Source organism: Hymenobacter sp. (assembly GCF_036387835.1).
In the GTDB taxonomy this organism is placed as follows: Bacteria; Bacteroidota; Bacteroidia; order Cytophagales; family Hymenobacteraceae; genus Hymenobacter.
Map to the genome: position 1 here is coordinate 1 of NZ_DASVSY010000003.1, position 26880 is coordinate 26880.

General features: G+C 54.4%; 20 protein-coding genes. 9 read left to right on the top strand and 11 right to left on the bottom strand.

The window, feature by feature from the left end; genetic code table 11:
• Nucleotides 1–497: 497 nt before the first annotated feature.
• Complete coding sequence (locus VF639_RS00330) at nt 498–1739, top strand: T9SS type A sorting domain-containing protein (protein ID WP_331143906.1); 1242 nt, start codon at nt 498–500, stop codon at nt 1737–1739.
• A 92-nt stretch (nt 1740–1831) separates the two neighbouring features.
• Here VF639_RS00330 and VF639_RS00335 read toward each other — a convergent pair whose 3' ends face one another.
• The 4 genes from VF639_RS00335 to VF639_RS00350 all read right to left on the bottom strand — a co-directional run bounded on the left by VF639_RS00335 (nt 1832) and on the right by VF639_RS00350 (nt 4484).
• Complete coding sequence (locus VF639_RS00335) at nt 1832–2158, bottom strand: HesB/IscA family protein (RefSeq protein WP_022826102.1); 327 nt, start codon at nt 2156–2158, stop codon at nt 1832–1834.
• A 73-nt stretch (nt 2159–2231) separates the two neighbouring features.
• Nucleotides 2232–2642: a hypothetical protein gene (locus tag VF639_RS00340; protein WP_331143907.1), complete on the bottom strand. Its 411-nt coding sequence runs from the start codon at nt 2640–2642 to the stop codon at nt 2232–2234.
• Between the two features lie 92 nt (nt 2643–2734).
• Nucleotides 2735–3151, bottom strand: coding sequence for a Fe-S cluster assembly scaffold IscU (gene iscU, locus VF639_RS00345; protein ID WP_331143908.1), 417 nt, complete (start codon nt 3149–3151; stop codon nt 2735–2737).
• Between the two features lie 118 nt (nt 3152–3269).
• The gene (locus tag VF639_RS00350) at nt 3270–4484 is read right to left on the bottom strand and encodes an IscS subfamily cysteine desulfurase (protein WP_331143909.1); all 1215 of its coding nucleotides are present in this window, start codon (nt 4482–4484) and stop codon (nt 3270–3272) included.
• Nucleotides 4485–4662: 178 nt separating this feature from the next.
• Here VF639_RS00350 and mce point away from each other — a divergent pair, with 178 nt between their 5' ends.
• The gene (gene mce / locus VF639_RS00355) at nt 4663–5064 is read left to right on the top strand and encodes a methylmalonyl-CoA epimerase (RefSeq protein ID WP_331143910.1); all 402 of its coding nucleotides are present in this window, start codon (nt 4663–4665) and stop codon (nt 5062–5064) included.
• Between the two features lie 106 nt (nt 5065–5170).
• On the top strand, nt 5171–5749 hold the full coding sequence (locus VF639_RS00360; protein WP_331143911.1) for an L-threonylcarbamoyladenylate synthase: 579 nt from the start codon (nt 5171–5173) through the stop codon (nt 5747–5749).
• A 95-nt stretch (nt 5750–5844) separates the two neighbouring features.
• Here the strand turns inward: VF639_RS00360 and VF639_RS00365 are convergent, their stop codons facing one another.
• Nucleotides 5845–6699, bottom strand: a complete 855-nt coding sequence (locus VF639_RS00365) for a DUF2306 domain-containing protein (protein WP_331143912.1) — start codon at nt 6697–6699, stop codon at nt 5845–5847.
• 186 nt (nt 6700–6885) lie between these two features.
• Between VF639_RS00365 and VF639_RS00370 the strand changes: the two genes are divergently transcribed.
• A complete protein-coding gene (locus VF639_RS00370; RefSeq protein WP_331143913.1) occupies nt 6886–8304 on the top strand; it encodes a CCA tRNA nucleotidyltransferase in 1419 nt (472 codons plus the stop codon).
• Nucleotides 8305–8628: 324 nt separating this feature from the next.
• Here the strand turns inward: VF639_RS00370 and VF639_RS00375 are convergent, their stop codons facing one another.
• Together VF639_RS00375 and VF639_RS00380 are read right to left on the bottom strand one after the other, a co-directional pair.
• Nucleotides 8629–11232: a PspC domain-containing protein gene (locus VF639_RS00375; RefSeq protein WP_331143914.1), complete on the bottom strand. Its 2604-nt coding sequence runs from the start codon at nt 11230–11232 to the stop codon at nt 8629–8631.
• A 52-nt stretch (nt 11233–11284) separates the two neighbouring features.
• Entirely contained in the window at nt 11285–11647 is a 363-nt protein-coding gene (locus tag VF639_RS00380; protein WP_331143933.1) for a PadR family transcriptional regulator, read from the bottom strand.
• A 387-nt stretch (nt 11648–12034) separates the two neighbouring features.
• Here VF639_RS00380 and VF639_RS00385 point away from each other — a divergent pair, with 387 nt between their 5' ends.
• Complete coding sequence (locus VF639_RS00385) at nt 12035–13135, top strand: putative type IX sorting system protein PorV2 (RefSeq protein ID WP_331143915.1); 1101 nt, start codon at nt 12035–12037, stop codon at nt 13133–13135.
• An 84-nt stretch (nt 13136–13219) separates the two neighbouring features.
• Nucleotides 13220–18379, top strand: a complete 5160-nt coding sequence (porU2, locus tag VF639_RS00390; RefSeq protein ID WP_331143916.1) for a putative type IX secretion system sortase PorU2 — start codon at nt 13220–13222, stop codon at nt 18377–18379.
• Between the two features lie 106 nt (nt 18380–18485).
• Here porU2 and VF639_RS00395 read toward each other — a convergent pair whose 3' ends face one another.
• From VF639_RS00395 to VF639_RS00405, 3 genes are all read right to left on the bottom strand, one after another.
• Nucleotides 18486–18971 carry a dihydrofolate reductase gene (locus VF639_RS00395; protein ID WP_331143917.1) on the bottom strand — a complete coding sequence of 162 codons (486 nt, stop codon included), beginning with the start codon at nt 18969–18971 and terminating at the stop codon, nt 18486–18488.
• Nucleotides 18972–19049: 78 nt separating this feature from the next.
• A complete protein-coding gene (fmt, locus tag VF639_RS00400) occupies nt 19050–19997 on the bottom strand; it encodes a methionyl-tRNA formyltransferase (protein WP_331143918.1) in 948 nt (315 codons plus the stop codon).
• A gap of 89 nt (nt 19998–20086) precedes the next feature.
• Nucleotides 20087–21325, bottom strand: a complete 1239-nt coding sequence (locus VF639_RS00405) for an exo-beta-N-acetylmuramidase NamZ family protein (RefSeq protein WP_331143919.1) — start codon at nt 21323–21325, stop codon at nt 20087–20089.
• Between the two features lie 114 nt (nt 21326–21439).
• On the opposite strand from VF639_RS00405, the gene VF639_RS00410 reads away from it, so the two are divergent.
• Complete coding sequence (locus tag VF639_RS00410) at nt 21440–22588, top strand: ABC transporter permease (protein WP_331143920.1); 1149 nt, start codon at nt 21440–21442, stop codon at nt 22586–22588.
• Nucleotides 22589–22738: 150 nt separating this feature from the next.
• Here the strand turns inward: VF639_RS00410 and VF639_RS00415 are convergent, their stop codons facing one another.
• Nucleotides 22739–23431, bottom strand: a complete 693-nt coding sequence (locus VF639_RS00415; RefSeq protein WP_331143921.1) for a peptidoglycan DD-metalloendopeptidase family protein — start codon at nt 23429–23431, stop codon at nt 22739–22741.
• A gap of 218 nt (nt 23432–23649) precedes the next feature.
• Between VF639_RS00415 and VF639_RS00420 the strand changes: the two genes are divergently transcribed.
• Nucleotides 23650–24759, top strand: coding sequence for a ferredoxin--NADP reductase (locus VF639_RS00420; protein WP_331143922.1), 1110 nt, complete (start codon nt 23650–23652; stop codon nt 24757–24759).
• Nucleotides 24760–24918: 159 nt separating this feature from the next.
• Complete coding sequence (locus VF639_RS00425) at nt 24919–26661, top strand: M3 family oligoendopeptidase (RefSeq protein ID WP_331143923.1); 1743 nt, start codon at nt 24919–24921, stop codon at nt 26659–26661.
• The last annotated feature ends 219 nt before the right edge of the window (nt 26662–26880 follow it).

The window sequence follows — 26880 nt, forward strand, 5'->3', positions numbered from 1 at the left end:
CCTCCAGCAGCCGCGACAAGCCGGTGGCCGTCGTCGGCCCCGTTGAACTCAGCAAATAATCCGTGTACAAGTCCAGCGTGCAACTCTTCATAAGCCTACTAAACGCGAAACCCCATCTGACGACTGCGTAACATCAGTTATAAAGATAAGCCTTGAAATAGCCTCTACACTAAGTCAAGAGCTTGAACTCATAAAAGGACTCTTCATATAGAATTATAGCCGATACGTCCTGTCCGCAAGGACTTGTCTAAAAATGATACAGCTGACATATTCTTTGTAAGGATTATGATTTCATTCGCAATCGATAGTAAGCTCCTTATAATTATGTTCAGATTTAATAAAAATATTATGAGGTTTATAGTTGAGCTAACACATTGAAAATGAACATGAAACCTGATAAAGTAAATTTCATCTAAAGATTGTCATAAGATAATGTTGTAAATCTATTTTAATTAAACTTTATTTATAAAAAATTGGCTCGTCACTACTTTGTTATCATGAAACACGCCCTCTCTATTATGCAAGGGAAAACTTGTGCTACCCTACTGATTACCGCTTTGTCTGCTTTTAGGCCCCTGACGGCTCATGCACAGAACACAGTAGTACAAGGATTTGATGGGCCAAATGTTAATAACAGTACATCTTTAGGATACGACGGTACACCGTCGCTAACTCGGATTGGCGAAGGTGCAAACGGTAATGACAGACCAGCTAATGCAAACTTCTACACCACATATGGTCAGGCATGGTATGTACAACAGACCACTGAGTCAGTATTGTTCAAACCTCGTTACTTCTCTAACACCTCCGGTAATTATATTCAGTTTCGTTTAGCGGCTTGGTCAATGAACAGCCGCAATGGCGGTGTTGACAACAATGACTTTGTAAGGGTGTTTGTCAGCGTTGATGGAGGAATTAGTTATCAAAATACACTTGAGGTACGCGGAAATCAACAAGAAATTACTCGTCAGAACAATAGTTGGTGGAACTACTCCAGCGAGAGCTCTGTAGCAAACACTGTTTATGATGGTGATAATACTCCTTTTGTTTTCCGGCCAAGAACTTTAGGAGATAACACTGGCCAAGGGTTAAGCACAGTCCGCGTCACTTTACCATCTACAGTTAATGAAGTTCGCTTTTATGTTGAAGCTCGCACAACCGACAACGATGAAAGATGGACAATGGATGAGTTTCTTATAGGTAGCAACTCTCCACTTCCTGTCGAGTTGAAGAGCTTCACCGCAGCAGCTTCTACAAAAGGCACACAACTGCAGTGGGCAACGGCCTCAGAAAAGAATAATGCCAGTTTCGAGGTGCAGCGTGGAGCCACGGCCGAACAGTTCCAGACTATTGGCAGCATCAGCGGGCAAGGCACTAGTAGCCAAGGCCACAAGTACGAGTGGTTCGATAAGCAGCCGTTGGCCGGGCTGAGCTACTACCGCTTGCGCCAGCTTGACTACGATGGTACAGAGTCTTTCTCGCCCGTAGTGGCGGTGCAGCAAGCAACAGATCAGCCGGCAGCCAGCTTCTTCCCTAATCCAAGCACCGGCTCTATCACCTTGGCGCCTACCTTGGGCGATGTGCAGTACCGCGTTATTAACAATCTTGGCCAGGCACTGCTTACGGGCAAAACTAATGGTGGTAGCACACTTGATGTAAAATCGCTTCGGACTGGCACTTATTTTCTAGAATTGCAGTCAACTAGTGGACGTAGTATTCAGCGCTTTGTGCGCGAATAGAGCTAACAGGTTAAATAAAAAGTCCCTGCTTCAAACAAGAAGCAGGGACTTTTTTAATGTGTGAAGCCTCAGTATTCTTTCGATATGCCTGTCTACACCGAGAAACTCTCGCCGCAACCGCAGGTACGGGAGGCGTTTGGGTTATCGAAATAGAAGCCTTTGCCGTTGAGGCCGTCGGAGAAGTTGAGCTCGGTGCCAGCTAGGTAAAGAAAGCTTTTCATATCTACTACTACGCGCACACCCTTATCCTCGAACTCCTGGTCCATAGGCTTTACTTCGTTGTCGAAATCGAGCTTATAACTCAGGCCCGAACAGCCGCCGCCGGCCACGGAGGCACGCAAGCGGTAAGTTGCGTCCAGCTCTGCATCGTGCATGAGCCTTTCAACTTTTTCTTTGGCTTTATCAGAAACGGTAATCATGAGTTTGGTAGTCGATGATTGGTAAGCAAACTATAAACAACAGAAAGAGTGAAAAAGTACCCAACTCTGTTCTTTAGGAAGAAGGGTTGAGCACCACGCTGAACACGGTAATGATATTCAGGTCACGGCCGTAGTAGAGCTTGTCAAGCGCTTCATAGGCATTGTGGGCACGGAAGTAGGAGGTTTGGAGCTCCTTGTCGCCGCGGGCACGCCACTGAATAGTATACGAGCTTTCGGTGTCGCGGTAGCGCTGTACATAAGCCAGCATCTTGCGCAGGGCATCCAGCTTGTCGTAGCCGGTTTCGTAGCGAAACAGGAAACTCTGCTGGTGGCGCGGATTTACCGTAATGAGGTCCAACCGGGTTAGCCCATCTAACTGCCGAAACTCGAAAAGCAAGCTACCCGGCCCCATGCCTAGATACTGCTCTATCTGCTGCTGAATACGAGCACTTTCAACGTGTATGTCGGAAGCAGAAACGTCCATTTTTAATGGTTAAAGGTTGATTGTTAAATTGTTAGTCGTTCAATACAAGTTTGAACAATCAACAATTCAACAATCAACCTTTCAACAATAAACTAGTGGTGCGACTTGGCCTCTTCCAGAGCAGGCAAACCGTTCTTTACGCGGTAGTCGTTGATGGCCGACTTGATAGCGTCTTCGGCTAGCACAGAGCAGTGAATCTTAACGGGCGGCAAAGCCAGCTCTTCCACAATCTCCATGTTGTCGATGGCCAGCGCCTCATCAACGGTTTTGCCTTTCAGCCACTCCGTCGCCAACGACGACGAGGCAATGGCCGAACCGCATCCGAAAGTCTTGAACTTGGCGTCGGTGATGGTATTGGTGGTTTCGTCTACCTCGATTTGCAGACGCATTACGTCACCGCACTCAGGCGCACCAACTAGGCCGGTGCCCACGTTCTTCTTGCTTTTGTCCAGCGTGCCCACGTTGCGGGGGTTGCTGTAGTGGTCAATTACTTTATCGGAGTAAGCCATGGCTTTGGGTTATTTAATATTTAACATTTATCATTTTAAAGGTCTGATGACAATTGGCAGATAACAAGTCCAGTTCAAGAACAACTGATAAATGTTAATTGATAATTGTCAAATGGCCTTAGTGTTCAGCCCACTCAATCTTGCTTAGATCGATGCCTTCCTTGAACATCTCCCATAGCGGCGACATTTCACGGAGCTTGGTTACGGCTTCTTTTACGTGGTTAATGGCATAATCGATTTGCTCATCAGTGGTGAAGCGGCTTAGGCCGAAGCGCAGGGAGCTGTGGGCAAGGTCGTCGCTCAGTCCTAGTGCTTTCAGTACGTAAGATGGCTCCAAAGAGGCTGAGGTACAAGCCGAACCCGAAGATACGGCCAAGTCCTTAACGCCCATCATCAGGCCCTCACCTTCCACATACTTAAACGAGATATTGGTAACGTGGGGCAGTCGATGCTCGCGGGAGCCATTCACGTAGCTTTCTTCCAGCGTCAGCAACTCTTTCTCGAGCCGGTCGCGCATTTTGCCTAGGCGCTCGGTGTCGGCTACCATTTCGAGGCGAGATAGTTCGCAGGCTTTGCCGAGGCCGACAATACCAGGGACGTTGAGAGTACCCGAGCGCATGCCACGCTCGTGCCCGCCACCGTCCATTTGGGCGGTAACTTTCACCCGTGGGTTTTTGCGACGCACATACAGCGCACCAACGCCTTTGGGGCCATACATTTTGTGGGCCGTGAAAGCCATCAGGTCGATGCCGTCGGCAACAACGTCCACCGGAATTTTACCAACCGCCTGGGTGCCGTCGGTCATGAACAGGGCACCGTGCTTGTGGGCAATAGCGGCAATTTCGCGGATGGGCTGAATAGTGCCCGTCTCGTTATTACCGTACATGATAGTCACCAGAATGGTCTGAGGAGTCATGGCGGCCTCCAGGTCGTCGAGGCTGATAAGGCCTTCCGAGTTTACAGGCAGATAAGTAACGCGGCCACCTAGTTTCTCGATGTGCTTACAGGTATCAAGCACCGCTTTGTGCTCAGTGGTGGCCGTGATAATGTGGTTACCTTTCTGCGAGTACATCTCGAATACCCCTTTGATGCCGAGGTTATCGGACTCAGTAGCACCCGAGGTGAAGATGATTTCTTTGGCATCGCAGTTGATCAGCGAGGCAATTTGGTCGCGGGCATAGTCAACAGCTTCTTCGGCGGCCCAACCGAAGGGGTGGTTACGAGAAGCGGCATTGCCAAATACTTCCGTCAGGTAAGGCATCATCGCCTCCAGAACCCGAGGGTCGAGGGGCGTGGTAGCGTTGTTATCAAGGTAGATAGGGAGCTTGAGCATGGCGCACAATCAGGTTGCAGTGGAAATCTGATAATCAGTGGCAACTAAGGGACACCAAAGAAAACCAGTAGAGAATCGTTCGAAGGTAAAACACAGAAATCAATGAAGTGGTTTTACTTTGCCGCTGCAAAAGTAGAACAAATCCAAAGAAGCCGTACTATAGTTGGCGGCCCCACGTATGCTAACGAATCTTGAACACGTCGGTTTAGCCGTGCAGGACCTTGAAAAGGCTACTGCTCTGTATGTTACCTTGCTCGGACAAGAGCCGTACAAGCGCGAGCATGTGGCGAGCGAAGCGGTGGATACGGTTTTTTTCCAAATAGGAAATTCCAAGATTGAGTTATTGGCCGGCACTTCCCCCAACAGTGCCATCAGTAAGTTTCTAGAGAAGAAACCCGAAGGCATTCACCACATGGCCTTTGAGGTAACTGATATCCGGGCGGAAATGGCTCGTTTGCGCGAAGCAGGCTTTGTTTTGCTTAATCCAGAGCCCAAGCCAGGAGCCGACAACAAGCTCGTGTGTTTTGTACATCCGAAGAGCGCCCACGGCGTATTGGTAGAACTGTGTCAATCTATTTGAGGTGTTGGTTGCTGGTTGTTGCTTGTTAGGTTAACAAACTGCTAGTCAACAAAGTGACCAACACCCAGCAACTAACAACCAGCAACCAACAATCAACACCTAACCTATGAGCACGTTTTTCCGTCAGGAAGTGGATGCAGCCGTAGACGCTTTGCTACTTCAGCAAGTAATTCTTTACCCCACTGATACTGTGTGGGGCCTGGGTTGCGATGCGGAAGTGCCACCGGCAGTGGAGCGCCTATACAAGCTCAAGCAGCGCCCACCCGAGAAATCGTGCATTGTGCTGGTAGCGGATGAGGTGATGTTTGCGCGCTATGCGGCCGTGGTGCCATCGCATTTGCGGATGCTGCTTGCAGCGCAATCGAAACCCACCACGTACGTGGTGCCTGGCAGCCGCCACTTAGCGCCCAACTTGCTGGCTGCCGATGGCACTATTGGGCTGCGGGTGGTGCTCAACGATGAATTCTGCCACAAGGTGGTGCGGCGACTAGGACACGGTTTGGTATCTACTTCAGCCAACCTTAGTGGTGAGCCTACGCCGGGGCTATACTCGGAAGTAAATCCGGCCCTGATACGCGGCGCCGACTACGTAGTGAATTGGCGCCAAGACGAAACAGCCCGAACCACACCCTCCCGGGTAGTTCGGGTGCTGGACGATGGGGCTTTGGAAATATTACGTGATTAACCCACTAAGCAACAGATTGCCTGTCGTAGCTACCTCATTCTAGCAACTCCATGGCGGTACTCATGGAGGGAAGCGTCGCCACTTGTGGGCAGCTCCTAGCGGTAGGCAGCGGGCATAGGTAAGGCTTTGCCCACCGGATCAGTCAGGTGAGCGGGAAGTTGATGCTCTACAGGCGCCTGGGCTGCTACCGGCCTGGTTGCTAGTAGTCCGAACAGCAAGAGCGGCAGCAACCCAACCGGAGCCGATGCACCAGAAGTTTTGACGGCTCTCTGGGTGGCTTTGAAGTGGCGCACCGCCCGGAAAATCAGGAAAGTGCCGATAAAGGTAGGAGCCATCCAGCCCACCAGGTTCAGCCATGCCGGGGCCCCAACTGGTAGCCACCGGCTTAGGTTCACCACAACAAAAGCCGTGAAAGCTGAAATATACGAGCCACCCATCCGGGTGAAGTGCCGTTGCGTCCAGGGCGCAGGAGCCGCGGAGGGCCGCAGAAACGCTTTAGTGTCGAGGCCGGCAAACAGGCAGAGCAGGCCCCCAAAGAAGGCGAACAGCACGGCTTGCAGATGCAGCCCCGTTGCCACCATCAGCAACCCCACCACCACCGTGCCCATGGCCAAGAGCCGGTCGGGGAGGGGCAGCAAGATACTGTGCCGCCGCGCTGCCCGCCAGCCGGTGAAGCTCAGGTAGAAGCTCAGCACCGCTATGCCCGTAAGGAAGAGGCGGCCAAGCGTAAGCGGCTGCAACAGGCAGAGCAGCACCGCCGTAGCAGCCACCGCCACCATGCAGTACGTGTAAAGTCGGCCCGCCCGTATGTGCGTTTGGCCGCCCTTGCGGCCGAGCATAGGCACCAAGCCCGCAAGCAGAGCGATGGTACCCGCCGCAATATGGGCACCGAGCAGTAGGCGAACGGGCAGAGCCGTGGCAGGCAAAGAGAAAAATGGAGCGAGAAGCATGGGAGCCACCAGTTAGCAGTGAAACAGAATAGAACAGGTCGAACTTCCGCTTTTGTTGGCAGCCAGCCAATTACTGGTTGCTGAAGCGTAGAGCAAGCCCGCCGAAGTGCCAGATATGACACCTCAACTGTTAGGGTCCAGCGGCCTGATTATGGTTACTAGCCGACAGTTGCCGAACTTTGCCGCATGAAAATCCCGCAGCTTCCTGACCTTCCTTTGTTCCGAACCATTGCTGACGCCGCCGGCGAGCTAGGCTACCCAGCCTATGTCATTGGCGGATTTGTACGCGATTTGGCATTGGCGCGAGAAAGCAAGGACGTGGACGTCGTGTGCGTAGGCGACGGTATCCGGCTGGCGCAGGAAGTGGGGCGTAAGCTACCCGGCCGACCCCGGGTGACGGTGTTCAAGAACTTCGGGACGGCTATGCTGCCCACGCCTGAAATCGAAGTGGAGTTTGTGGGCGCCCGCAAAGAAAGCTACCGCGCCGAAAGCCGGAAGCCGGAAGTAGAGGCTGGTACCTTAGAAGAGGACCTCGCCCGGCGCGACTTCACCATCAACGCCCTCGGCCTGAGTTTAAACCCCGCCGACTTTGGGGCCCTCGTGGACCGCTACGACGGCATGGGCGACTTAGAGCGCCGCACCATCCGCACCCCTCTCGACCCGGACATCACCTTCTCCGACGACCCGTTGCGGATGCTGCGCGCCATTCGTTTCGCCACGCAGCTGGATTTCGACATCGAGCCCGATACCTACGATGCCTTGGCTCGCAACAAGGAGCGTATCAAGATTGTGTCGCAGGAGCGGATTACCACCGAGCTCAACAAGATTATTATGGCGCCGAAGCCAAGCTACGGCTTCAAGCTGCTGTTTCAATGTGGCTTATTGCACCTCATCTTCCCGAAGATGGCGCAGCTCTACGGTGTCGAGAAAGTAGGCCAGCACGCCCACAAAGACAATTTCTACCACACCCTGCAAGTGCTCGATAACGTGGTAGCCGCCGGTGGCGACCTGTGGCTGCGCTGGGCCGCTATTCTGCACGACATAGCCAAGCCCGCCACCAAGCGCTACGACAAGCGCGTGGGCTGGACGTTCCACGGCCATGAAGACAAAGGAGCCCGCTGGGTACCCGGCATCTTCACCGACCTCAAACTGCCCTTAGGCGAAGAAATGCGTCAGGTGCAAAAGCTCGTACGCCTGCACCTGCGCCCCATTGTGCTGTCCAAGGAAATTGTCACGGATTCGGCGGTACGACGGCTGCTCTTCGAGGCCGGCGATGATATCGACCGCCTCATGCTGCTCTGCCGCGCCGACATTACCAGCAAAGACTACGACCGCAAGAACCGTTACCTGCGCAACTTCGATGTGGTAGAGCAAAAGCTGAAGGAAGTGGAAGAGAAAGACCACTTGCGCAACTTCAAGCCCGTTATTACCGGCGAAGTTATCATGCAAACCTTCAGCTTGAAGCCTTCCCGCGAGGTAGGAGAGTTGAAAGATGCCGTATTGGAAGCCATTCTGGATGGTAAGGTCCGCAACGAATACGACGAAGCGTTTGCGCTCCTGCTGGAGTTAGGACAGCAGAAGGGACTTTTAAAAGTGAATGAGTAAGTGAGTGAATGAGTGAAGTAGCTTATGGCGTAGTTGTCCGCGCCATAAGCTACTTCACTCATTCACTCACTTACTCATTCACTTTAAAATTTGAGGAAGCCTTTCGCCGTTCGGTTGCAGCACAAACGGCGAAAGAACTTCCTCGGGGGTCTGCCTTTCACTCACCAGAAAAATTGGACCCTCTTTTTCATTTCACCAGCAACATAGATGCCGGCTTGTTAGTGAGCGTTGCCTTACTCACCAGATTTATTTTAGATTAAAATCTTGTTTCACTAAATATTACGGCTCGTAGATGTCTGTTTAGTGAAGGCCAGGCTTAGAACTCTACTCTTCTACAGAGCGCACGCTCGAAGCACCCGTAGCATCCTTGGTTACGTCGCTGGGGTTACCGCTGTATTCGATTACGCTGGCTCCTACAGCGTCGGCCTTCAGGTTTTCGGTCACCCGCAGACGGGCTTTGCTGCCGCCCACCATATCGATGTCGGCGCGACGAGCAGTGAAGTTGCGAGCGGCTAGTTCGCAGCCACCTGCGCCGTCAACACTCAGGTCATCGGCTTTGCCTTCCAGCGAAGCGCGGCAGGCACCAGCTAGGTCGATGTCGAGCTTGTTGAAGTCGCCTTGCAGACGCAGCTGGCTGGCACCGGCTTGTTCCACTTGCAAGTCGCCCGTCCCGAAACCGTGCACGTCGGCTTGGGCAGCGCCTACCAGTTCTAGTTTATCGAGTTCCGGCGTTTCAATAATTACCAGAATCTTGCCGGCACCTCGCCAGTTAGAGCCGCCCAGGAAGTTGCGGTTGCGAGACCGAACCACCAGCTTGCTGCCCTCGCGCAACACCCGCAGCTCGTTGAGGTCAGTTGTGCTGCCAGCCGCCTTCACCTGGTAGGTGCTGCCCGCCCGTATCACAACGCGGTAGGGCCCTAGCACACTGACTCCGTCGAAATCATTTTCGTCGTAGGTGCGACGATCAGAGCCGTAGTGGCTTTCATCGGTGTCGAACGCAGCCGCATCGCCGAAATCTAGGTTTATGTTGGCCTCACCGTTGTCATCGTCGTTGTCGTTGCTGCTATCATCGACGCTTCCTCCCATTTCTTCCAGAGTACAGTCGATGCAGTCGAGCTTGTTGCCCCGCATCCGGAACGTGTGCTCCTCCACGTTTTCGGGGGTGTGGTTGCCCACGAAGTTGTCGTCGTTCAGCCAGTTCGCAAAATCCTGGCTGAGGTGGAAGGTACGGTCGCGGGGCAGGCGGATCGTTAGCTCCAGATCCTGGTCACGGTAGCGAGCATTCGGTTGGAACGAGAAATGGTCGTCGAAAATTAGGGTCGAATCGCCTCGGGTCCGGATGGTGTAGGCCACGGTGGTAGCAGCGGTGTTGCTGGCTTCAGTTTCAGAAGCGCCTTTGGCTGAGAGGCGGCGTATCACGTCCACGGTCCGGCCACTGTCGGCGGCAACCAGGTCTACGTCCACCCACTGGTCCCATTCGCGGTCTACGTGCCGGGTTTCGAGCCGTAATACGCGGGCCCGGAGCGCCGGATACTGCTGGCTTTGCTCGACATCGGCGCCGTACTGAAACTCGCGGCTCTGGCGGGCAGCAGCCACCGTGACACCGATAATGCTCAGCAGCCACAGTCCAAACAAGGACCAGCCCATGGTACGCGTCAATACGGCGCGGCGCATCAACAGTCCAATGCCGAGCAGCAGCATCGCCAGCGTCGGAATTCCGAAGGCTAGAAAACCCGAGAGCAGGGCCCAGCCAGGCACCCCGTTTAGGAACACATGGGCGGGTACGTCGCCGGCTATGATGGTTTGGGAATCAGGAATCAACCCTATTCCTACACCCAACAGAACAACCAAGGCAAGCAGAAAACCAAACCCAAGTATGGTGAGCATAACGCCCGCGAAAATCCGGATAGCAGCTCCCACGAAACCAAGAAGCGGATTCAAGGCCCCGGCCAAGTCCTCGAAAAAGGTGCCTACGGGGCGGTTATTGCCAGGTCCGGCTTCAAAAGCGTTGTTGCGCACGTTGTTGTCAATACCCGACAGTGTTACCGCATCGCCGCGCATGCGCATCTTATCCGATATGGTCTTGGCCTCGGGTACCAGAATCCAGAGCAGCGGATACAGGATGAAAGAGATGCCGCCTATAAACAAGCCGGCAATGAACAGCACCCGAAGCAGCGTCACATCAGAGTTGAGGTAAGCGGCCAAGCCAGCCGACACACCTCCGACTTTGCCATTGTCGGTGTCGCGGTAGAACTTCTTGTAGCTCCGGTCTTCCTGCTCTGGCGTAGTATCGTAGCGTTTGGGAAGCGCGATCCAGAGGATGATATAAGAGATAACCGACAAGGCGGCTAGTTTCTCACCTACTTCCTCTAGCCAGCCAAGGTCGTTGAAGGCCAAAGGCACTAGGATAAGCAGGCCCAGAAAGCCCAACCGAATCCAGAGCGGATTGACGGAAAAATAGCGGGCAATACCACCAGCTACCCCGGCCACTTTGCGGTTGGCCATGTCGCGGTAGAGGCGGCGGGGCTCATTGGAAGTGGTTTCGGTGGTGCTGCTAGTCGTGCTGGTGTAGCTGGTGTAGGTACCGGTGCTGGTGTAGGTACCGGCAGCCGTGCCGCTAGCTACAGCGTCGGCCAGCAGTTCTTCGTCGTCCTCGGCGTCGTCGGCGCTTTGGAAGTCGCTCACGCGGCCCATTTTAGCAGTCATCGCCAACACGTCTTCCAGCGAAATCACTTGCTTGACGCCGGAGAGGCGAGCAGCAAAGATTTCGGCAATACGGCCTTCGATGTCCGCCACGATTTCCTCGTGGCCACGGTAGCCACTGAAGTGGGCTTTTACTTCGGCCAAATAGCGGCTCAAAACTTCGTAGCCGTCTTCCTCGATGTGGAAGATGATGCCTTGGAGGTTGATGCTGATGTTCTTTTTCATCTCAGTCAGGGGCTGCAACTAGTCGGAAAAAATCGGGAGGAAGGGCCGGGTGCTACAGCACGACCGGTACGCTGCTCCCGTTGGCGGAAGGCTTTTGGCGGATGATGCGGATGGAGTCCTGTACTTCTTCCCACGTAAGGCGCAACTGCTGCAGGAAGCTCTGCCCGCCTTCGGTGAGGGTGTAGTACTTGCGCGGCGGGCCACTCATCGATTCCTTCCAGGTATAATCGAGCAGGCCAGCATTCTTGAGGCGCGTGAGCAGCGGGTAGAGCGTCCCCTCCACCACAATCATGCGGGCTTGGGTTAGTTCTTCGAGCATGTCGGACGCATATACCTCGCCGCGGGCGATAATCTCCAGGATGCAGAATTCCAGAATTCCCTTCCGCATCTGCACTTGGGTGTTCTCTACTTTCATGGGCTTGAGGCAGTAGTCGGTGAAGAATGAGTCAAAGATAATGAAAGGTACTATGTGACGCAAGGTACTGTTGAAAAATATTTCTTTGATTTAATTCTCTGCTTCACCAAAGAGTGAGAAATGTGGCGTTTTAGCCTGTTTAAAGCAGTTTCGCTGAGTTTGCTCTCTTAGGAAAAATTAGCGAGCATGAGCTTAGGCGCAAATACAGGCCTGTTATGGATCAAGGGAAAGACTGCCGATGCTATAAGGTTGGCTTAGTGCTTACACGCGAAGCCCAACCTTAATCAACTGACAGAAAGCTAATTTCTAGTGGTTTTAAAGCGTGACGTACTAATATGTAGTACCTTGCGTTCAAAAGCGGACTACCCGTTTTTAGCCCATTTTTCTATGAAGCACTTCTTCTATGCTACTGCGCTGCTATTAAGTGCTAGCGGCCTACTGATTCTCGCTCCCACGGCTGCTTCGGCCCAGGATATAACGCCAAAGTACAGCAATGAATTTCTAAATATTGGGGTCGGGGGGCGCGCCTTAGGTATGGGTAAAGTGCAAGTTAGTCTTGCCCAGGATGCTACTGCCGGCTACTGGAACCCGGCAGGCCTGCTCAGCCAAAAAGCAAAATACGATGCCGTCCTGATGCACTCCGAGTTGTTCTCGGGCATCGTTAAGAACGACTACGCGGCCTTCTCCATGCCGCTCGACGACAAAAGCGCCATTGGCATCAGCGCCGTCCGCCTAGGCGTCGATGATATTGCTGACACGCGCAGCTTAATTAATGAATACGGCTACATTCAATACGACCAGATTCGTTACTTCTCAGTAGCCGATTACGCCTTTCTGCTGTCATATGCCCGCAAAATAGGCAACATCGAAGGCTTGAAAGTAGGGGTCAATGCCAAAGTGGTTTACCGCAACATCGGCGAGTTTGCCAATGCCTGGGGCTTCGGGATTGACGCTGGCGTGCAATACGATAAAAACGACTGGCACTTCGGCCTTATGGCCCGCGACATTACTACCACCGTCAATGCGTGGAGCATTAACTCCGATAAACTAACTCCGGTGGTTGGCGATCCAAATGCAATACCAGCCAACAGCACGGAGGTGACGCTGCCACGCTTTATACTAGGCGCCGGGCGTTCGATGAAACTGCCCGGTGAGTTTACTGCCCTAGCGGCCATCGACTTGGAAGTAACTACTGATGGGCAGCGCAATACGCTAGTGTCAAGTAAGCTGCTTAATGTCGATCCGCGGGCAGGCTTGGAAGTCGGCTACAAGAGCTTGGTGTTTCTGCGGGGCGGCGTGAGCAACTTTCAGAAGATAAAAGCATTCACGGGTAAAGACGAATGGAAAATGCAGCCTAGCCTTGGGGTAGGAGTGGCGCTGAGCGGCCTCCGCCTCGATCTGGCTTTGTCACAATTGGCCATCGAAAAGCTTGGTGGCCGCTCCCAAACCAGCAATATCATCGTGTCGCTGGGCTACGGCATCAAGTAAGGGAAGTGGCTGCTTTATCAGAAAGTGCCTCATGATAAGGCGTCGGGCAATCAACTATTCAACAATTAGTAATCAGATACATCTATGATGAAACGATACTATCTCAAGCAACTTCTGGGTTGGTGTAGCTTGCTACTGACTGGTCTGCTAACAGCAGAACCGGTGGTGGCTCAGAACACCAATTTGTTCGGCAATGAATGGATTGTGCCAAGCCAGCAGTATTATAAAATCAAAGTAACCAAAGACGGCCTCTACCGGCTCGACCAACAGTACCTGACGCAAGCTGGCATCAGCGGCGTTAGCCCGCAGCGTATTCAACTGTGGCGGCGGGGTCAGGAGGTAGCCATTTACGCTGGTGGTAACCAGGCCACGCTTGATGCCACCACGTTCTTCGAGTTTTACGGCCAGCGCAACGACGGCAAACTCGACCGCGCCTTCTACAAAGGCGGAGCTGCCACCCAGCCTCATGATTTGTACAGCCTTTACACCGATACGGCGGCCTACTTCCTGACCTGGTCGGCCACAACCAACGGGAAGCGGATGACAGCAGTAACTACTACGCCTACCGCGGCGCCACACCCTACCCGGCTGGCACAGCGCCAGGCCGTATTTTCTGGCCGAACAGGAGGTAACTTGCCGGATCCGGGGCAGTTTGCTTATGTGAATGATGAGCCATTTGTAAACGTATATCAGCCTTGGGGAGAGGCTGGGGAGGGGTTCTTGTCTTTGCCACACGGTGGTACCTCGGGGTTCCAGCCTGGCGCAGGTATGCTTGTTGACTCTGTTTGGGCCGTAGCACGCACGGTAGCTACTCGGCCAGAGGTTGAACTGCTATTTGTGGGCTCTTGGAGTGGGCCCCACACCATACAAGTCGTAGTTGTACAGCCGGCTACTAACACTGAACGAGTATTAGGTTCAATTACATTCAATGGCTACGAGAAGCGTGTAGTTCGGTACGCTTTGCAAAATTCGGATGTTAGTGGCGCAGGCACTATATATACTATATCCCGCGACACTGGTCCCAGAATTTCCACTCAACGCCTTGGATACCGCGTCGGCTACGTGCGCTACACCTTCCCGCAGGCCAGCCGGTGGCGGACTGGGATGAAGCAGATGGCGTTCCTCAACGATTCTACTTTAGCTGGACCAGCATATTACACGCTTGACTCCATCCCAGCTACGGTGCGCGGATTCGATATAACCGACATCAACAACCTACAGCGTGTAGAAGGCATAGCATTAGCTGGTCAGCAGCGGGGCTATAGCTTCCCAAGTGCTACTGCCAACCAGACGCGTCGCTTGCTCCTGGCCAACGAAGCACAGGCCGCTACTCCTCGGCCCGCCGTGCGCGTGCGATTCCGTACGTTAAATGCGGCAGCCTCCAACTTTCTCATCATCAGCCACACGGCGCTGATGCGGCCAGTAGGGACCATTGCCAATCCAGTACGGGCTTACGCCGAATACCGGCATTCAACAGCAGGCGGCCGCTATGATACTGTGGTGGTGACTTCCGACCAATTATATAACCAATTCAACTATGGGGAGAAATCGGTGATGGCTATGCGCAACTATGTGCGCTGGGAACTGGCTAACTCGCCGGCTACGCAAACTAATTACCTGCTTCTGCTGGGCAAAGGGCTGTTAGTAAATGAAAGCCGAAACCGGCAAGTAGCCAGTCTCGACTTAGTGCCTTCTACTACGCGTAGCGGTTCCGACAATTTTCTTTCTGCTGACTGGGAAAACAACAACTATGTTGCCCGGATGCCCACAGGGCGCTTGCCCGCCACGCAGCCCCAGGAAATTGTTCGGTATTTAAATAAGCTCAAAGAGCATGAAGCATTAGGCGCCGAGCCCTGGCGCAAGCATATTGTGCACATGGGAGGCGGTCGAGATGCCAATGAATACACGCTGTTTGAGAGCTACGTTGATAAATACAAGAAGCTAGTTGAGCAGCCACTGTTTGGCGGTCAGGTAATAAACACATACCGGCGACGCTTATCGGGTGGAACGAACTTTCCTATTAACATTACCCTCGCACCAGAAATAAATGCGGGTGTATCGCTGGTTACATATTTCGGTCATGGATCAACCTCTGATTATGACCTTAATTTCGGTGACCCCACTGATCCAGGCAAAGGCTACAACAATGCAGGAAAATATCCAGTATTTCTGCTAAATGGTTGTGCTGCGAATGCAGTTGATCGAAACACTAACATCAAAACAGTATCTGAAAACTGGATTTTCGCCGAGAACAAAGGCGCTATCGGTTTCATGGCTGCTTCCGATGAAAGCTTTGCCCAGGACTTGGATGCTTTTACCACGGAGTTCTACAAAGTAGCTTTCAACGAAGCTGCCTGGTATGGCAAGTCCATTCCAGCATTGCAGGCCGAGGCAGCCCGGCGGATGCTGATTATAAATGGTGGGGCTCCTTCTGCTATCGCCCAGGCCATGATCAATACCTGGTTGGGTGATCCAGCTTTGCGGTTCTTTTCACCGGAGCGCCCCGATTTTATAACCAGCAACTCCGACGTACAGATTCAGCCCAATGGTTCCGGTCCGGTCCAGGCCTCGTCGCCCACTTTCAAGCTGCTGGTCAACTTTAAAAATCCCGACAAAATCACGTACGATTCGGTGGATGTTCGCATTACGCGCACCTATCCGGCTACCAGCATGGGTACCCGTGCCCCCGACATCATCACGCGTACCGTGCGCCAGGCCTGGCACGATACCACCTACACCTTTATCTTAAACAACACGGGCAACGTGTTCGGCGACAACCGGTTTGATGTCGCGCTTGATTACCGCAACCGGGTCACGGAAACAAGCGAAACCAACAACAGTGGCCAGATCACCTTCAACTTTCTGCAAGGTGGTGTTAGAACAGTCTGGCCCCCAGAATTTGCGATTGTACCCGGTCCCAACCTTCGCTTGGTAGGTCAAACCAACGACCCTCGCGGCGCTTCGCGCGTGTATGAGATGGAACTGGATACGGTGCCAACTTTTAACAGCACCCTAAAGCAAGCCCGCACCGTCACAACCACTCTGGTCCCGGACTGGCGGCCAACATTGCCTGCAACAGCTGGCCGCGATAGTGTGGTATGGTACTGGCGCTTGCGTTTTCAGACACCTGCCGGCGACGAAAGCCGGGAATGGGCTACCAGCTCTTTCCGGGTAATTCCGGGTAGCGCTGGTGGTTGGTCACAGAGTCATCATGGGCAGTTTGGCCGCGACCAACTGGCAGGCGTAAAGGTGGAAGCTCCTTCGGGGCGCTGGGATTTCGACGACGAGCGGGAAGCCGTTGTGTTGACTACCCGCGGGGGCAGCACTGGCGCTAGCCAAACGTTCAACCAAATAACGGATGGTATCACCACATCCATTTCATCTTACGTAGCCGATTGCGCAATCAACCAGCCCAACGTGATGGTAGCCGTGTTTAGTGGGCGCACTCTGCTGCCCGTGCGCAATGTGGCGGGCGGCCTTTACGACTCTTGCGGCCGGGGCAACCTTCGTTTCTACCACTTTGCCGGGGGCGGTGCCGATAACATCAACGCGCCAGCCCGCCAGGCACAACTGCAAACGCTGCTTACCAATGTACGGCCCGGCGACTACGTGGCGTTGATTTCCATGAACAAGGTGAACTTCTCTACGTTCTCTTCTTCGTTGAAAGCCACGCTGACCTCTTTGGGCGCGCGGCGTATTAATCAGCTGCAGGACGGAGACCCTTACGCCTTATTGGTCCAGAAAGGCCCAAACCCGCGGGTGGTGCGAGAAGCTATAGCTGATCCCGCCAGCGCTACTCCCCGTGCTGACCAGGTAGTGATTCTTAGTGATACGCTGTTAACTAGAGCCAGCCGGGGCCGGATTACCTCGACGCAGATTGGACCGGCGCGGCAGTGGTTGAACCTCTCTCACACCGTTCGCACGCCCGAGCCATCGGACAGCTACACGCTGAAACTAGTTGGCATAGACAGCACTAATACCGAGCGAGTACTTGAGGCCAATGTTACGAGCCGGAGCTTAGCACTGGCGAATATTTCGGCCCGGCAGTATCCGTATCTGCAGCTGGTGCTGGAGCTACGTGACACCTTGAACCGGACAGCGCCACAGCTAGAACAATGGCTGATAACGTATCAGGGTTTGCCCGAAGGTATTGTGCGCCGGGATTTGGGCACTCCGGCCTCCGCCTACGACCCCGCTACTTTAGCCCGGCAAGCCAGCGAAACAGGCTTTGTTACGGTACCAGTTGTATTTCAAAACGTGTCGTCCATCGACTTCAGCGGCCCTATGAAGGCTAGAATTTTGCTGCGCAACGAGGGTACCGACGTTCGGGAGGCGTTGGTGGATGTGCCCGGCGGCGCCTTACGAGCTGATAGCCAAGTAAGCTTCGACGCAAAAGTAAATGTGGTAGGACTGACGGGCGCCTTGCGCGGCAATGTCGTGGTGAACCCAAGCCCGCGGGCCCTGCCAGAACTGTATGCCTTCAACAACGAGTTGCTGCTAGATCCTTTCCGGGTAGACGACCGCAACGTGCCTCCCACGCTGGACGTAGCCTTCGATGGCATTCACATCCTCAACGGGGATATTGTATCGCCAACGCCGATTATTACGGTGCAGCTGCGCGATGACGACCGGCTACGCAAGATTCAGGGCGTTGGTAACTTTCAGGTGCTGCTGACTTCGGCCAATCAGGTTACTGTTCCCGTAGACCTTACTGGGTCCAACGTTCGCTTTTCGTCTGACTCTACAAAGGGAACGGCGCAGCTAGAGATACGAATGGGGCAGAATACCCCCCTTGAGAATGGCATCTACACACTAGAAGTGCAGGGACAAGATGCCACTAATAAAAAAGCAGCGGATTTGCCGTACCGCATTACGTTCGAGGTAATCAACGAGTCGGCCATCAGCAACATCTATCCGTATCCGAACCCCGTCACCAGTAAAACCAAGTTTGTGTTCACGCTAACGGGTAAGGAGACGCCGCGCAACATGAAAATTCAGGTGCTGACGTTGACAGGCCGGGTAGTACGGGAAATCATGATGGCGGAACTAGGACCTCTGCGCATCGGTAACAATATTTCGCAATATGCCTGGGATGGTACCGATGAGTTTGGCGACAAGCTAGCTAACGGCACATACCTCTACCGCGTCATTCTCGACGATCCGCAGGACAAGTTCAGCCGCCGAGCTACTGCCGGAGACAGGGCTTTCAAGAAAGACTGGGGTAAGCTGGTGCTCTTGCGCTAGCAGGGCATTAATAATTAAGTAAAATGGTGAGGTTGATGTTTTGCTGACCTTGATTGGGCAGTTAAGACATCAACCTCACCATTTCACTTAATTACTAATTCCCTTGCTACCGGCGTCGGAGAGTTACGAAGGTAAAGGGATAAGCGTGCTTGTCGTCGGCTTCGTGGCGCTGACGAGCTTCTTCGCGCCACACGGCGCGGTCTAGCTCAGGAAAGAAGACGTCACCTTCGAAACTATGGTGTACCTCCGTTAGATAGATCAAGTCGGCTGCGGGCAGGGCTTGGCGGTATATTTCGGCGCCGCCAATAACGAATACTTCTTCGTCGAATTGACGGGCCCGCTCCAACGCAGCGGGCACCGAAGGCGCTACTTCACAGCCCTCGGCTTGCCAGTCGGCCTGCCGTGTAATTACGATGTTGGTGCGGTTTGGCAGCGGCCGGCCGATACTCTCGTATGTGCGCCGACCCATCACGACGGGGTGACCCTGGGTGAGCTGCTTGAAGTGCTTCAAGTCGGCGGGCAGGTGCCAGATAAGTTGATTGTCACGTCCGATTACCCCGTTCTCAGCGGCTGCTACTACGAAAGCTACCATTTCATTTATCAGTTAACACTTAGTTACTTAACAGCTTATCCTTGCCAGGGATAAAGTCAAACACAATCAGGCTGGGTGTTAGCTGTTAAATATTGAATCGTTGATTCCGCGCAGGAAGTCGGCTATGGGCATGCGCTTTTTACCCTCGAGCTGTACATCAAGCACGTCGAGGAGGCCGTTGGCGGTTTGAACGCGCAAATAGGTGCGGCCATCGGTGTTCCAGCGGCCAACACCTCCGGTATCGAGGCCGCTGGCTTCCTCGTCAGATAGGGGTTGCGCCTTGAAGACTTTGAGCGTGCGGCCGTCAGGAAGCTGCGTGAAAGCAGTAGGAATAGGGGAGAGGCCGCGTACGAGGTTGGCCAGCGCTGTGGCCGGCTGAGTGAAATCGAGGCGACCTGTTTCCTTTTGAATTTTGGGGGCCGAGCGTAGCGTTTCGCTCTCCGCTTGCGGCAAACTAGGTGCAGTGCCAGCAGCAATAGCCTGTACGGTACGCAGGGCCAGAATAGCACCCGTCGTTTTTAGCTTTTCGTATAGCGTCCCGAAATCATCATCAGCGGTGATAGGTACCACATCCTGGAAGATCAAGTCACCAGTATCTATTTCTTGCCGCAGAAAAAAGGAAGTGACACCGGTTTGAGTTTCGCCGTAAATAAGCGCCCAATTGATAGGGGCCGCCCCGCGGTATTGCGGCAGCAACGAGGCGTGAATGTTGATAGAACCGCGCGGCGGCATATTCCAGACCGCCTCCGGGAGCATCCGAAAGGCCACCACCACCTGCAAGTCGGCGGCATAGCCTTTTAGCTCCGCCTGAAACTCCGGCGACTTCAGGTTGGTGGGCTGTAGCACGGGTAGCCCGTGTCGCGCTGCCGCTTGCTTCACCGCCGATTCGGCTAGTTGCCGCCCGCGCCCGGCTGGCTTATCGGGCGCCGTGACCACGGCTACTACTTCGCAACCGATCCAACCAAGTAAAGCTTCGAGCGTGGGCACCGCAAATTCGGGGGTGCCCATAAAGATGATTTTCAACATGAATTGCTTGATTTTTGCATTGTTAAATGGTTGACTGTTCGATTATTCGTTAAAACAAGCAACCATTTAACAATACAGCCATTCAACCATTAAGACTCTGGATACAACAGATACTTCTTCCGCATAGCCTTGTACTGCCCTAGCGCCGGCTCCCACGATTTCCGGATTTCTGCTTCTGACTTGCCGGCAATTATTTGCTCGCGCAAAGTGCGGGTGCCGCTGAGCTGTTCGAAGTACTTGCCGAAAAACTTGTCCTTGGCCGTGCTTTGCTGGTAGAAGTCGATCAGGTATTTCGGCGTGAAGCCTACGTCGTTGCCGGCAGCGCGAAGGTCGAGGCCGTAGCAGGTTTTGCCGTTTTGGGGCGGAGTAGGCGAGCCAGCATTAGGCTTAGGCGTGAAGCCGAACGGCCGCGTGTTGGGCTGCGTGGGTGCCCCAACTACTTCGAACGGGGCATCTGTGCCGCGCCCCACGCTTACATCGGTACCCTCAAACAAGCAAATGGTGGGGTAAAGAAGGATTGAATGCTGGTTGGGCAGGTTGGGCGAAGGCGCAATGGGCAAGGTGTAGCGCGTGGCGTGGGTGTAGCCCGCTACCGGGACCACCGTCAGGCGGCATTGTTTGCCGCCAGCCAGCCATTTCTCGCCGTTAATCATTTTCGCCAACTCGCCCACCGTCAGGCCGTGCACCACCGGAATGGGGTGCATGCCCACAAATGACTTATGTGCAGGTTCGAGCACCGGGCCGTCCACGTACCAGCCATTGGGGTTGGGGCGGTCCAGAATCACCACTTCCTTGTTGAGCTCGGCGGCGGCTTCCATCACGTAGTGCATCGTGCTGATGAAGGTGTAGAAGCGCGTGCCCACATCCTGGATGTCGAATACGAGCACGTCTATATCAGCTAGCATTTCGGGGGTAGGCTTCTTGGTGGCGCCGTACAACGAGCGCACCGGCAGGCCGCTACGCGCGTCTTTGCCGTCCTTGATGGTCGCTCCGTCGGCCGCTTCGCCTCGGAAACCGTGCTCAGGGCCGAAAATCGCCTTTACCGCTACGCCCTGTGTTAGCAGCGTATCTACCAGGAAGGCCTTGCCTACGCGAGCCGTCTGGTTGACTACCACCCCTACCCGCTTGCCCTTGAGCTGCGGTACATACTGTTGAAATTGCTCGGCTCCCACGCGCAGACTAGGGGCCGCGGGAGGGGCGTCGGTTACTACCTGCGGGGCCGAGGTAAACGAAACGGAGGGCGGAGCGGATATCGTGGCCGGCGTTTGGCTGCAGTCAGACAGCAGCAGCGGCACACTTAACAAGACGGCAAAGTTAAATATAGGCATCAAAAAACGAAGCTAGAAAACTGGCCGTAGACACGTAGCTTTACGGCAGTGAATGTCTCGCGGTACATATCCCACAAGATTGACGGAGCCGACTCGGGGTCTTTTACTTCGTCGGTGACAAAGATAGCTATCATCAGCATTGCCCTCGGGCTGGCCGTGATGATTGTGTCGTTTTCTATTCTGGCCGGTTTCCGCAACGAGATTCAAAGCAAGATCTTCTCGTTTGGCGCGCACCTGACGGTCAGCAAGTACGACACCAATAATTCTATCGAGATAGAGCCGATCAGCGGGCCGGCCTTGGTGCAGGATTTGCGTCGGTTTTCGCAGGTAGCTACCATCCAGCCTTTCGCCCGCAAAACGGCCATCATCAAAACCAAGGACGAGGTACTCGGGGTTGTGCTCAAGGGCGTTTCGGAAACTGATAGCCGCTCGCCCATGCGCCAGAACCTGGTGGCGGGCTCCTTCATCAGCTTCCCCGATTCGGCAGCCTCCAACGACGTGCTGCTCTCGCGTAAAGTGGCCGACAAGCTGCGCCTCAAGGTGGGCGATGATGCGTTGTTCTACTTCATCCAAAATCCGCCGCGAGTGCGCAAGTTCACGGTGCGCGGCATCTACCAAACCGGCCTCGACGAATTCGACGACGTGTATGTTATCGGAGACTTGCGGCAGATTCGGGACCTGAACGCCTGGCCCGATTCGTTGGTGGGCGGGGTGGAAGTAGTGCTTAAGGACTTCAGCCGCCTCGACCCAGTGGCCGAAGACATGTACGAAAATCTGCGCTACGATCTTAAGCTCGACAAAATCACCGAGCAGTACGCGCAGCTGTTCGACTGGCTGCAATTGCTCAACCGCAACGTGGTGATTTTCCTGCTGCTCATCATTTTCGTGGCCACGTTCAACATGGTCGCTACCATCTTTATCATGATTTTGGAGCGCACCAACATGATCGGCATTCTGAAGGCTGTGGGCGCTACTGACCGGCAAATCCGAAGTATGTTTTTCTTTCGGGGACTGAGTTTAACGTTTCGCGGTATGGTGGTGGGCAATGTAATAGGCTTGGGTTTCTGCGCCATACAATACTACACCAAGCTTATCCCGCTCGACCCCGAGAACTACTACATGGACCGGGTGCCGGTGTATTGGGACCCCACCATCATCATTCTGCTCAACGTGGCCACTTTCGCGGCCTCTCTGCTGGCCGTCCTGATTCCAACCTACCTGATTTCGCGCATCAAGCCCGTAGCAGCCATCAAGTTCGACTGATCACGGATTTTATCGGATTAGCCGGATTGATCGGATTTTGGATTTTGTGGACGATTCGTCCTGCCAGCTCATGCTATCTACTAGCTGATCTTTTGCCCCAATCCAACGATTGGTAAATTGATGACCGTCCACAAAATCCGATCAATCCGGCTAATCCGATAAAATCCGTGAGCGTAGGATTAGGTTGGGGTTGGGGCAGAGAGTGGCCCACTTATCCCGCTCCTCGGGTAGTGCTACGCCCGGAAAATCGCCAGTTAGGCCTTGCATATCGGCAATAACCTGAAAGTGCAGGTGCGGAGGCCAGTCACCGTTTTCCGGGGCTGGGCCTACTTCCGTGAAGATGGTGCCTTTCTCGATGATCATGCCGGGCCGTAGCAAAGCGGTTTCGCGGCGGGTAAGGTGGCCGTAGAGCGTGTAGAACGTTTCGTCTTCTAGTTGGTGCTGCAAAATAACCGTAGGGCCGTAGTCGCCGAAGTTGTTGTTGTCTTGAGTGCTGTGCACTAGGGCATCGAGTGGGGCCATGACGGGGGTGCCGGCGCGCAACCACACATCCACGCCTAAGTGCAGTGACCGGGCTGCCAGCGTGGGGCTGCCGAACAAGCCAGGGCTGCGGCGGTAGATAACCCGGTTTTCAAGGTAACCGCCAATGCCGATGTGCGCCTCCTGTTCGGCCAGCAACTGTGCTACCAGGGCCTCGAAGGCATCCGTGTCACGTAGGTCGGCGTTGAGTACCAGTTGATTTTTGGCGGTGAAATCGAGGCGGGCCACATCGGGCGCGTTCAGGTCGACGGGCAGAATAGAGTGAAATTCGTGCTGGTGGCGCTCAAGAAGTTCGGCGAGCATATAAATGAATGACGAGGTGAGTTAAAGTGAGAGTATGCCCTAGTAAACGAGGAAAGAAAGGCAGCGGCTAAGGCAATATCTTGCACCGGGCATCGTAGGGCTGCAAGCTAAGGCATCCGGTACAGATTGCCGTAATTTGCAATTCGTGCAAACCCTTTGGGGCAAGGCACAGTTATCATCCTGCTTCTAAAAAATAAGCTTCAGTTCCTGCGCACCCAATGAGCACACCGTACCTGTCCCTCAACGTCGTCGAGCTTACCCACGAAACCGGCGATGCTGTTACCATTCATCTAGAACATCCTGGTCGCCAGGTAATTGCTAGCGAAGCTGGTCAATTTCTGACCCTGATTCTCCCGTGTGGCCCCGGCGGCAAGAAAGAGCGCCGGGCCTACTCACTCAGCAGTACCCCAAGCGAAGCCCCGCGTTTGTCGGTCACCGTGAAGCGGGTAACGGGGGGACTTGTCAGCAACTACCTGCTCGATACGGTGCGGGTAGGTCAGCAGCTGGAGGTAATGGCTCCCCTTGGCAATTTCACCCTCAAAACCAGCCCGAAATCGGCTCGTTCGTTGGTGCTGGTGGGGGCGGGCTCTGGCATCACCCCCCTGATGAGCATGCTCAAGGCCGTGCTGCGCGAAGAGCCGCAAAGCCACGTACTGCTCGTGTATGGTAATCGCAACGAAAAGTCGGTGATATTTAAGGAGCAGCTGCAACAGCTGGAAAGCCAGTTTGCGAGCCGCTTTCAAGTGGAGCACGTGTATAGTCAGCCCACTGGGCCGGCAGCGGCGCACCAGCACGTAGGCCGGCTAAACCGGACCACCCTGCTGCGCATTCTGGAGCAGCGCCACCAGTTTCCGGCGGCGCAAGCCGAATACTATTTGTGTGGTCCCGAAGGCATGATGCTGGAGGCCAAAGCCGCCCTCGACCTGCTAGGCGTGCCCGATAACCGCGTCCGCCGCGAGAGTTTTGTGGCCGCCGCCGAAACGCAGGAAGCCAGTGCCGCTCAGCCCAACGGCCACGGCGACGTATCGGCCGACGATGACGACGGCCAAATCAAGACCCGTACCGTAACCATTAACTACGAAGGCTCAGAGTATCAATTCGAGGTAACGCCCAACCAAACCGTACTGGAAGCGGCCCTCGACCAGGATATCGACCTGCCGTACTCTTGCCAGGCCGGCCTGTGTACGGCTTGCCGTGGCAAGTGCCTTTCCGGCAAAGTTCATTTGGATGAGCGGGAAGGCTTGTCTGACTCAGAAATGAAACAAGGCTATGTGCTGGTGTGCGTTGCCCATCCACTCACGAGCGACGTAGTAATTGAAATCGACTAAAAAACAGTTTGGCGTGTAAGGTGAAAGGCTGAGGTTTGCTTCTCGTATTTACCGCCTGTGCGCCGCTTATTCCCTTCAAACTAGTGGTTCTTTTAGGTCTGCCGCCGCTCGTAAGACCAAACTGCACCGTACCGGAAAACTTTCCGTATATTCTCTCTTATGACGCCTACTACTGAACTTGCTACCGCTTCTGCCACCGAAACTCAGCGCCCGCCACGGCACTACTTACCTGAGGATTTTCACGTGACTGATTGGGTTGCACTGGAGCCTTTCTTTACGGAGCTGCGCGAACGAACCATTACCTCCGGAGTGGAACTGGAGCGCTGGCTGCTCGACCGTTCGGAGCTGGAAGCCGCTCTGAGTGAGGATTTGGCCTGGCGCTACATCCGCATGACCTGCGACACGCAAGACGAACAGCGGGCTGCTGCTTTTCAATTTTTTGTGAGTGAGATCGAGCCCAACGTAGCCCCTCACGACCATGCCCTGAACGAGAAGATGATGAGCTCGGACTTTTTGCCCGAACTCGACCCGCGCAAATACCGCGTGTTCTTACGCTCGGTGCGGCAAGCGCTGGAAATCTATCGGGTGGAAAATATTCCGCTCAAAACCGAAATCAGCACCAAGCAGCAGCAGTACGCCGCCATTGCCGGTGCCATGACGGTAACGCTCGACGGCGAGGAAATGACGCTGCCCCGTGCCGCTGACCGCCTCAAGAGTCCCAACCGCGCCGTGCGCGAAGAAGCCTACCGCTCGATTCAGGCGCGCCGCCTGCGCGATGCCGAACCCCTCGACGCCTTGTTTACCGGTCTGGTGAGCTTACGCCACCGGGTGGCGTTGAATGCAGGCTTTGCCAACTTCCGGGATTATATGTTTGCGGCCCTCGGCCGCTTCGACTACACGCCACAAGACTGCTTCGCCTTCCATAAAGCCATCCGCGAAACGGTGGTGCCGCTCATCGACGACCTCGACCTGGAACGGCGGCAAGACCTGGCGCTGGCGGAATTGCGGCCTTGGGACCTGGACGTAGACGTGTCGGGCAAGGCGCCGCTGCGGCCTTTTGATACCGGCGCGGAGCTGTTGGAGAAGACTATTACGGTGTTCCAGAATCTGGACCCGTACCTCGGCGACTGTCTGCGCACGATGCGCCAGATGGGCCAGCTGGACCTGGAGTCGCGCAAGGGCAAAGCGCCCGGCGGCTACAACTATCCGCTCGACGAAACCGGGGTGCCCTTCATTTTCATGAATGCCACCAGCTCTTTACGCGACGTGGTAACCATGCTGCACGAAGGCGGCCACGCGGTTCATTCCTTTCTGACCCGTAACCTACCGCTCGGTGCCGACAAGCACCCACCGTCCGAGGTGGCGGAGTTGGCTTCGATGAGCATGGAGCTGATGAGCATGGACCACTGGGGCGTTTTCTTCACCGATCCGGAAGACCTGCGCCGTGCTAAAAAAACGCACTTGGAGAGCGTGCTCGAAACCTTCCCCTGGGTAGCTACCATCGACAAGTTTCAGCATTGGGTGTACGAGAATCCGCAGCACACCGAAGCGGAGCGCCATCAGTGCTGGACCAGCATCTTCGACGAGTTCAACCAGCGGACGGTAAGCTGGAAAGGGCTGGAAGGGTTCAAGCCGTATTTGTGGCAAAAGCAGTTGCACCTCTACGAAGTGCCGTTCTACTACATCGAATACGCTATGGCGCAGCTCGGTGCCATTGCCGTGTGGCGCAACTTCCGCCAAAACCCACAGGAAGGCCTCGACGCCTACAAGCGCGCCTTGGCCATGGGCTACACCGCGCCCATCGGCGAAATCTACGCCGCCGCCGGCATCCGCTTCGACTTCAGCACCGATTACCTGCGTACGCTTGCCGACTTCGTGCGCGAAGAAATGGCAAAGCTGTAAGAGCTTGATTGGACGCAACGAGAAACAAAAAGGCCTGACAGTACTACTGTCAGGCCTTTTTGTGTTTTATTGACCACTAGCCGTTGTCTCTACCTCTCTGATGCAGGTGATTTCAGCATTACCCCAACTATAAAGTGCTTGGGTCGCTAAAGGCTTATATTCTAGCTTTAAATTTTGCGGCGCTTTGTTTTTCATCTGAGCCCAAAAACTATCCCACAC

What these genes read in the sequence shown, in the direction of transcription:
- VF639_RS00330 (WP_331143906.1), top strand. Translation starts at nt 498, where the DNA reads ATGAAACACGCCCTCTCTATTATGCAAGGGAAAACTTGTGCTACCCTA.
- VF639_RS00335 (WP_022826102.1), bottom strand. Translation starts at nt 2,158, where the DNA reads ATGATTACCGTTTCTGATAAAGCCAAAGAAAAAGTTGAAAGGCTCATG.
- VF639_RS00340 (WP_331143907.1), bottom strand. Translation starts at nt 2,642, where the DNA reads ATGGACGTTTCTGCTTCCGACATACACGTTGAAAGTGCTCGTATTCAG.
- iscU (WP_331143908.1), bottom strand. Translation starts at nt 3,151, where the DNA reads ATGGCTTACTCCGATAAAGTAATTGACCACTACAGCAACCCCCGCAAC.
- VF639_RS00350 (WP_331143909.1), bottom strand. Translation starts at nt 4,484, where the DNA reads ATGCTCAAGCTCCCTATCTACCTTGATAACAACGCTACCACGCCCCTC.
- mce (WP_331143910.1), top strand. Translation starts at nt 4,663, where the DNA reads ATGCTAACGAATCTTGAACACGTCGGTTTAGCCGTGCAGGACCTTGAA.
- VF639_RS00360 (WP_331143911.1), top strand. Translation starts at nt 5,171, where the DNA reads ATGAGCACGTTTTTCCGTCAGGAAGTGGATGCAGCCGTAGACGCTTTG.
- VF639_RS00365 (WP_331143912.1), bottom strand. Translation starts at nt 6,699, where the DNA reads ATGCTTCTCGCTCCATTTTTCTCTTTGCCTGCCACGGCTCTGCCCGTT.
- VF639_RS00370 (WP_331143913.1), top strand. Translation starts at nt 6,886, where the DNA reads ATGAAAATCCCGCAGCTTCCTGACCTTCCTTTGTTCCGAACCATTGCT.
- VF639_RS00375 (WP_331143914.1), bottom strand. Translation starts at nt 11,232, where the DNA reads ATGAAAAAGAACATCAGCATCAACCTCCAAGGCATCATCTTCCACATC.
- VF639_RS00380 (WP_331143933.1), bottom strand. Translation starts at nt 11,647, where the DNA reads ATGAAAGTAGAGAACACCCAAGTGCAGATGCGGAAGGGAATTCTGGAA.
- VF639_RS00385 (WP_331143915.1), top strand. Translation starts at nt 12,035, where the DNA reads ATGAAGCACTTCTTCTATGCTACTGCGCTGCTATTAAGTGCTAGCGGC.
- porU2 (WP_331143916.1), top strand. Translation starts at nt 13,220, where the DNA reads ATGATGAAACGATACTATCTCAAGCAACTTCTGGGTTGGTGTAGCTTG.
- VF639_RS00395 (WP_331143917.1), bottom strand. Translation starts at nt 18,971, where the DNA reads ATGGTAGCTTTCGTAGTAGCAGCCGCTGAGAACGGGGTAATCGGACGT.
- fmt (WP_331143918.1), bottom strand. Translation starts at nt 19,997, where the DNA reads ATGTTGAAAATCATCTTTATGGGCACCCCCGAATTTGCGGTGCCCACG.
- VF639_RS00405 (WP_331143919.1), bottom strand. Translation starts at nt 21,325, where the DNA reads ATGCCTATATTTAACTTTGCCGTCTTGTTAAGTGTGCCGCTGCTGCTG.
- VF639_RS00415 (WP_331143921.1), bottom strand. Translation starts at nt 23,431, where the DNA reads ATGCTCGCCGAACTTCTTGAGCGCCACCAGCACGAATTTCACTCTATT.
- VF639_RS00420 (WP_331143922.1), top strand. Translation starts at nt 23,650, where the DNA reads ATGAGCACACCGTACCTGTCCCTCAACGTCGTCGAGCTTACCCACGAA.
- VF639_RS00425 (WP_331143923.1), top strand. Translation starts at nt 24,919, where the DNA reads ATGACGCCTACTACTGAACTTGCTACCGCTTCTGCCACCGAAACTCAG.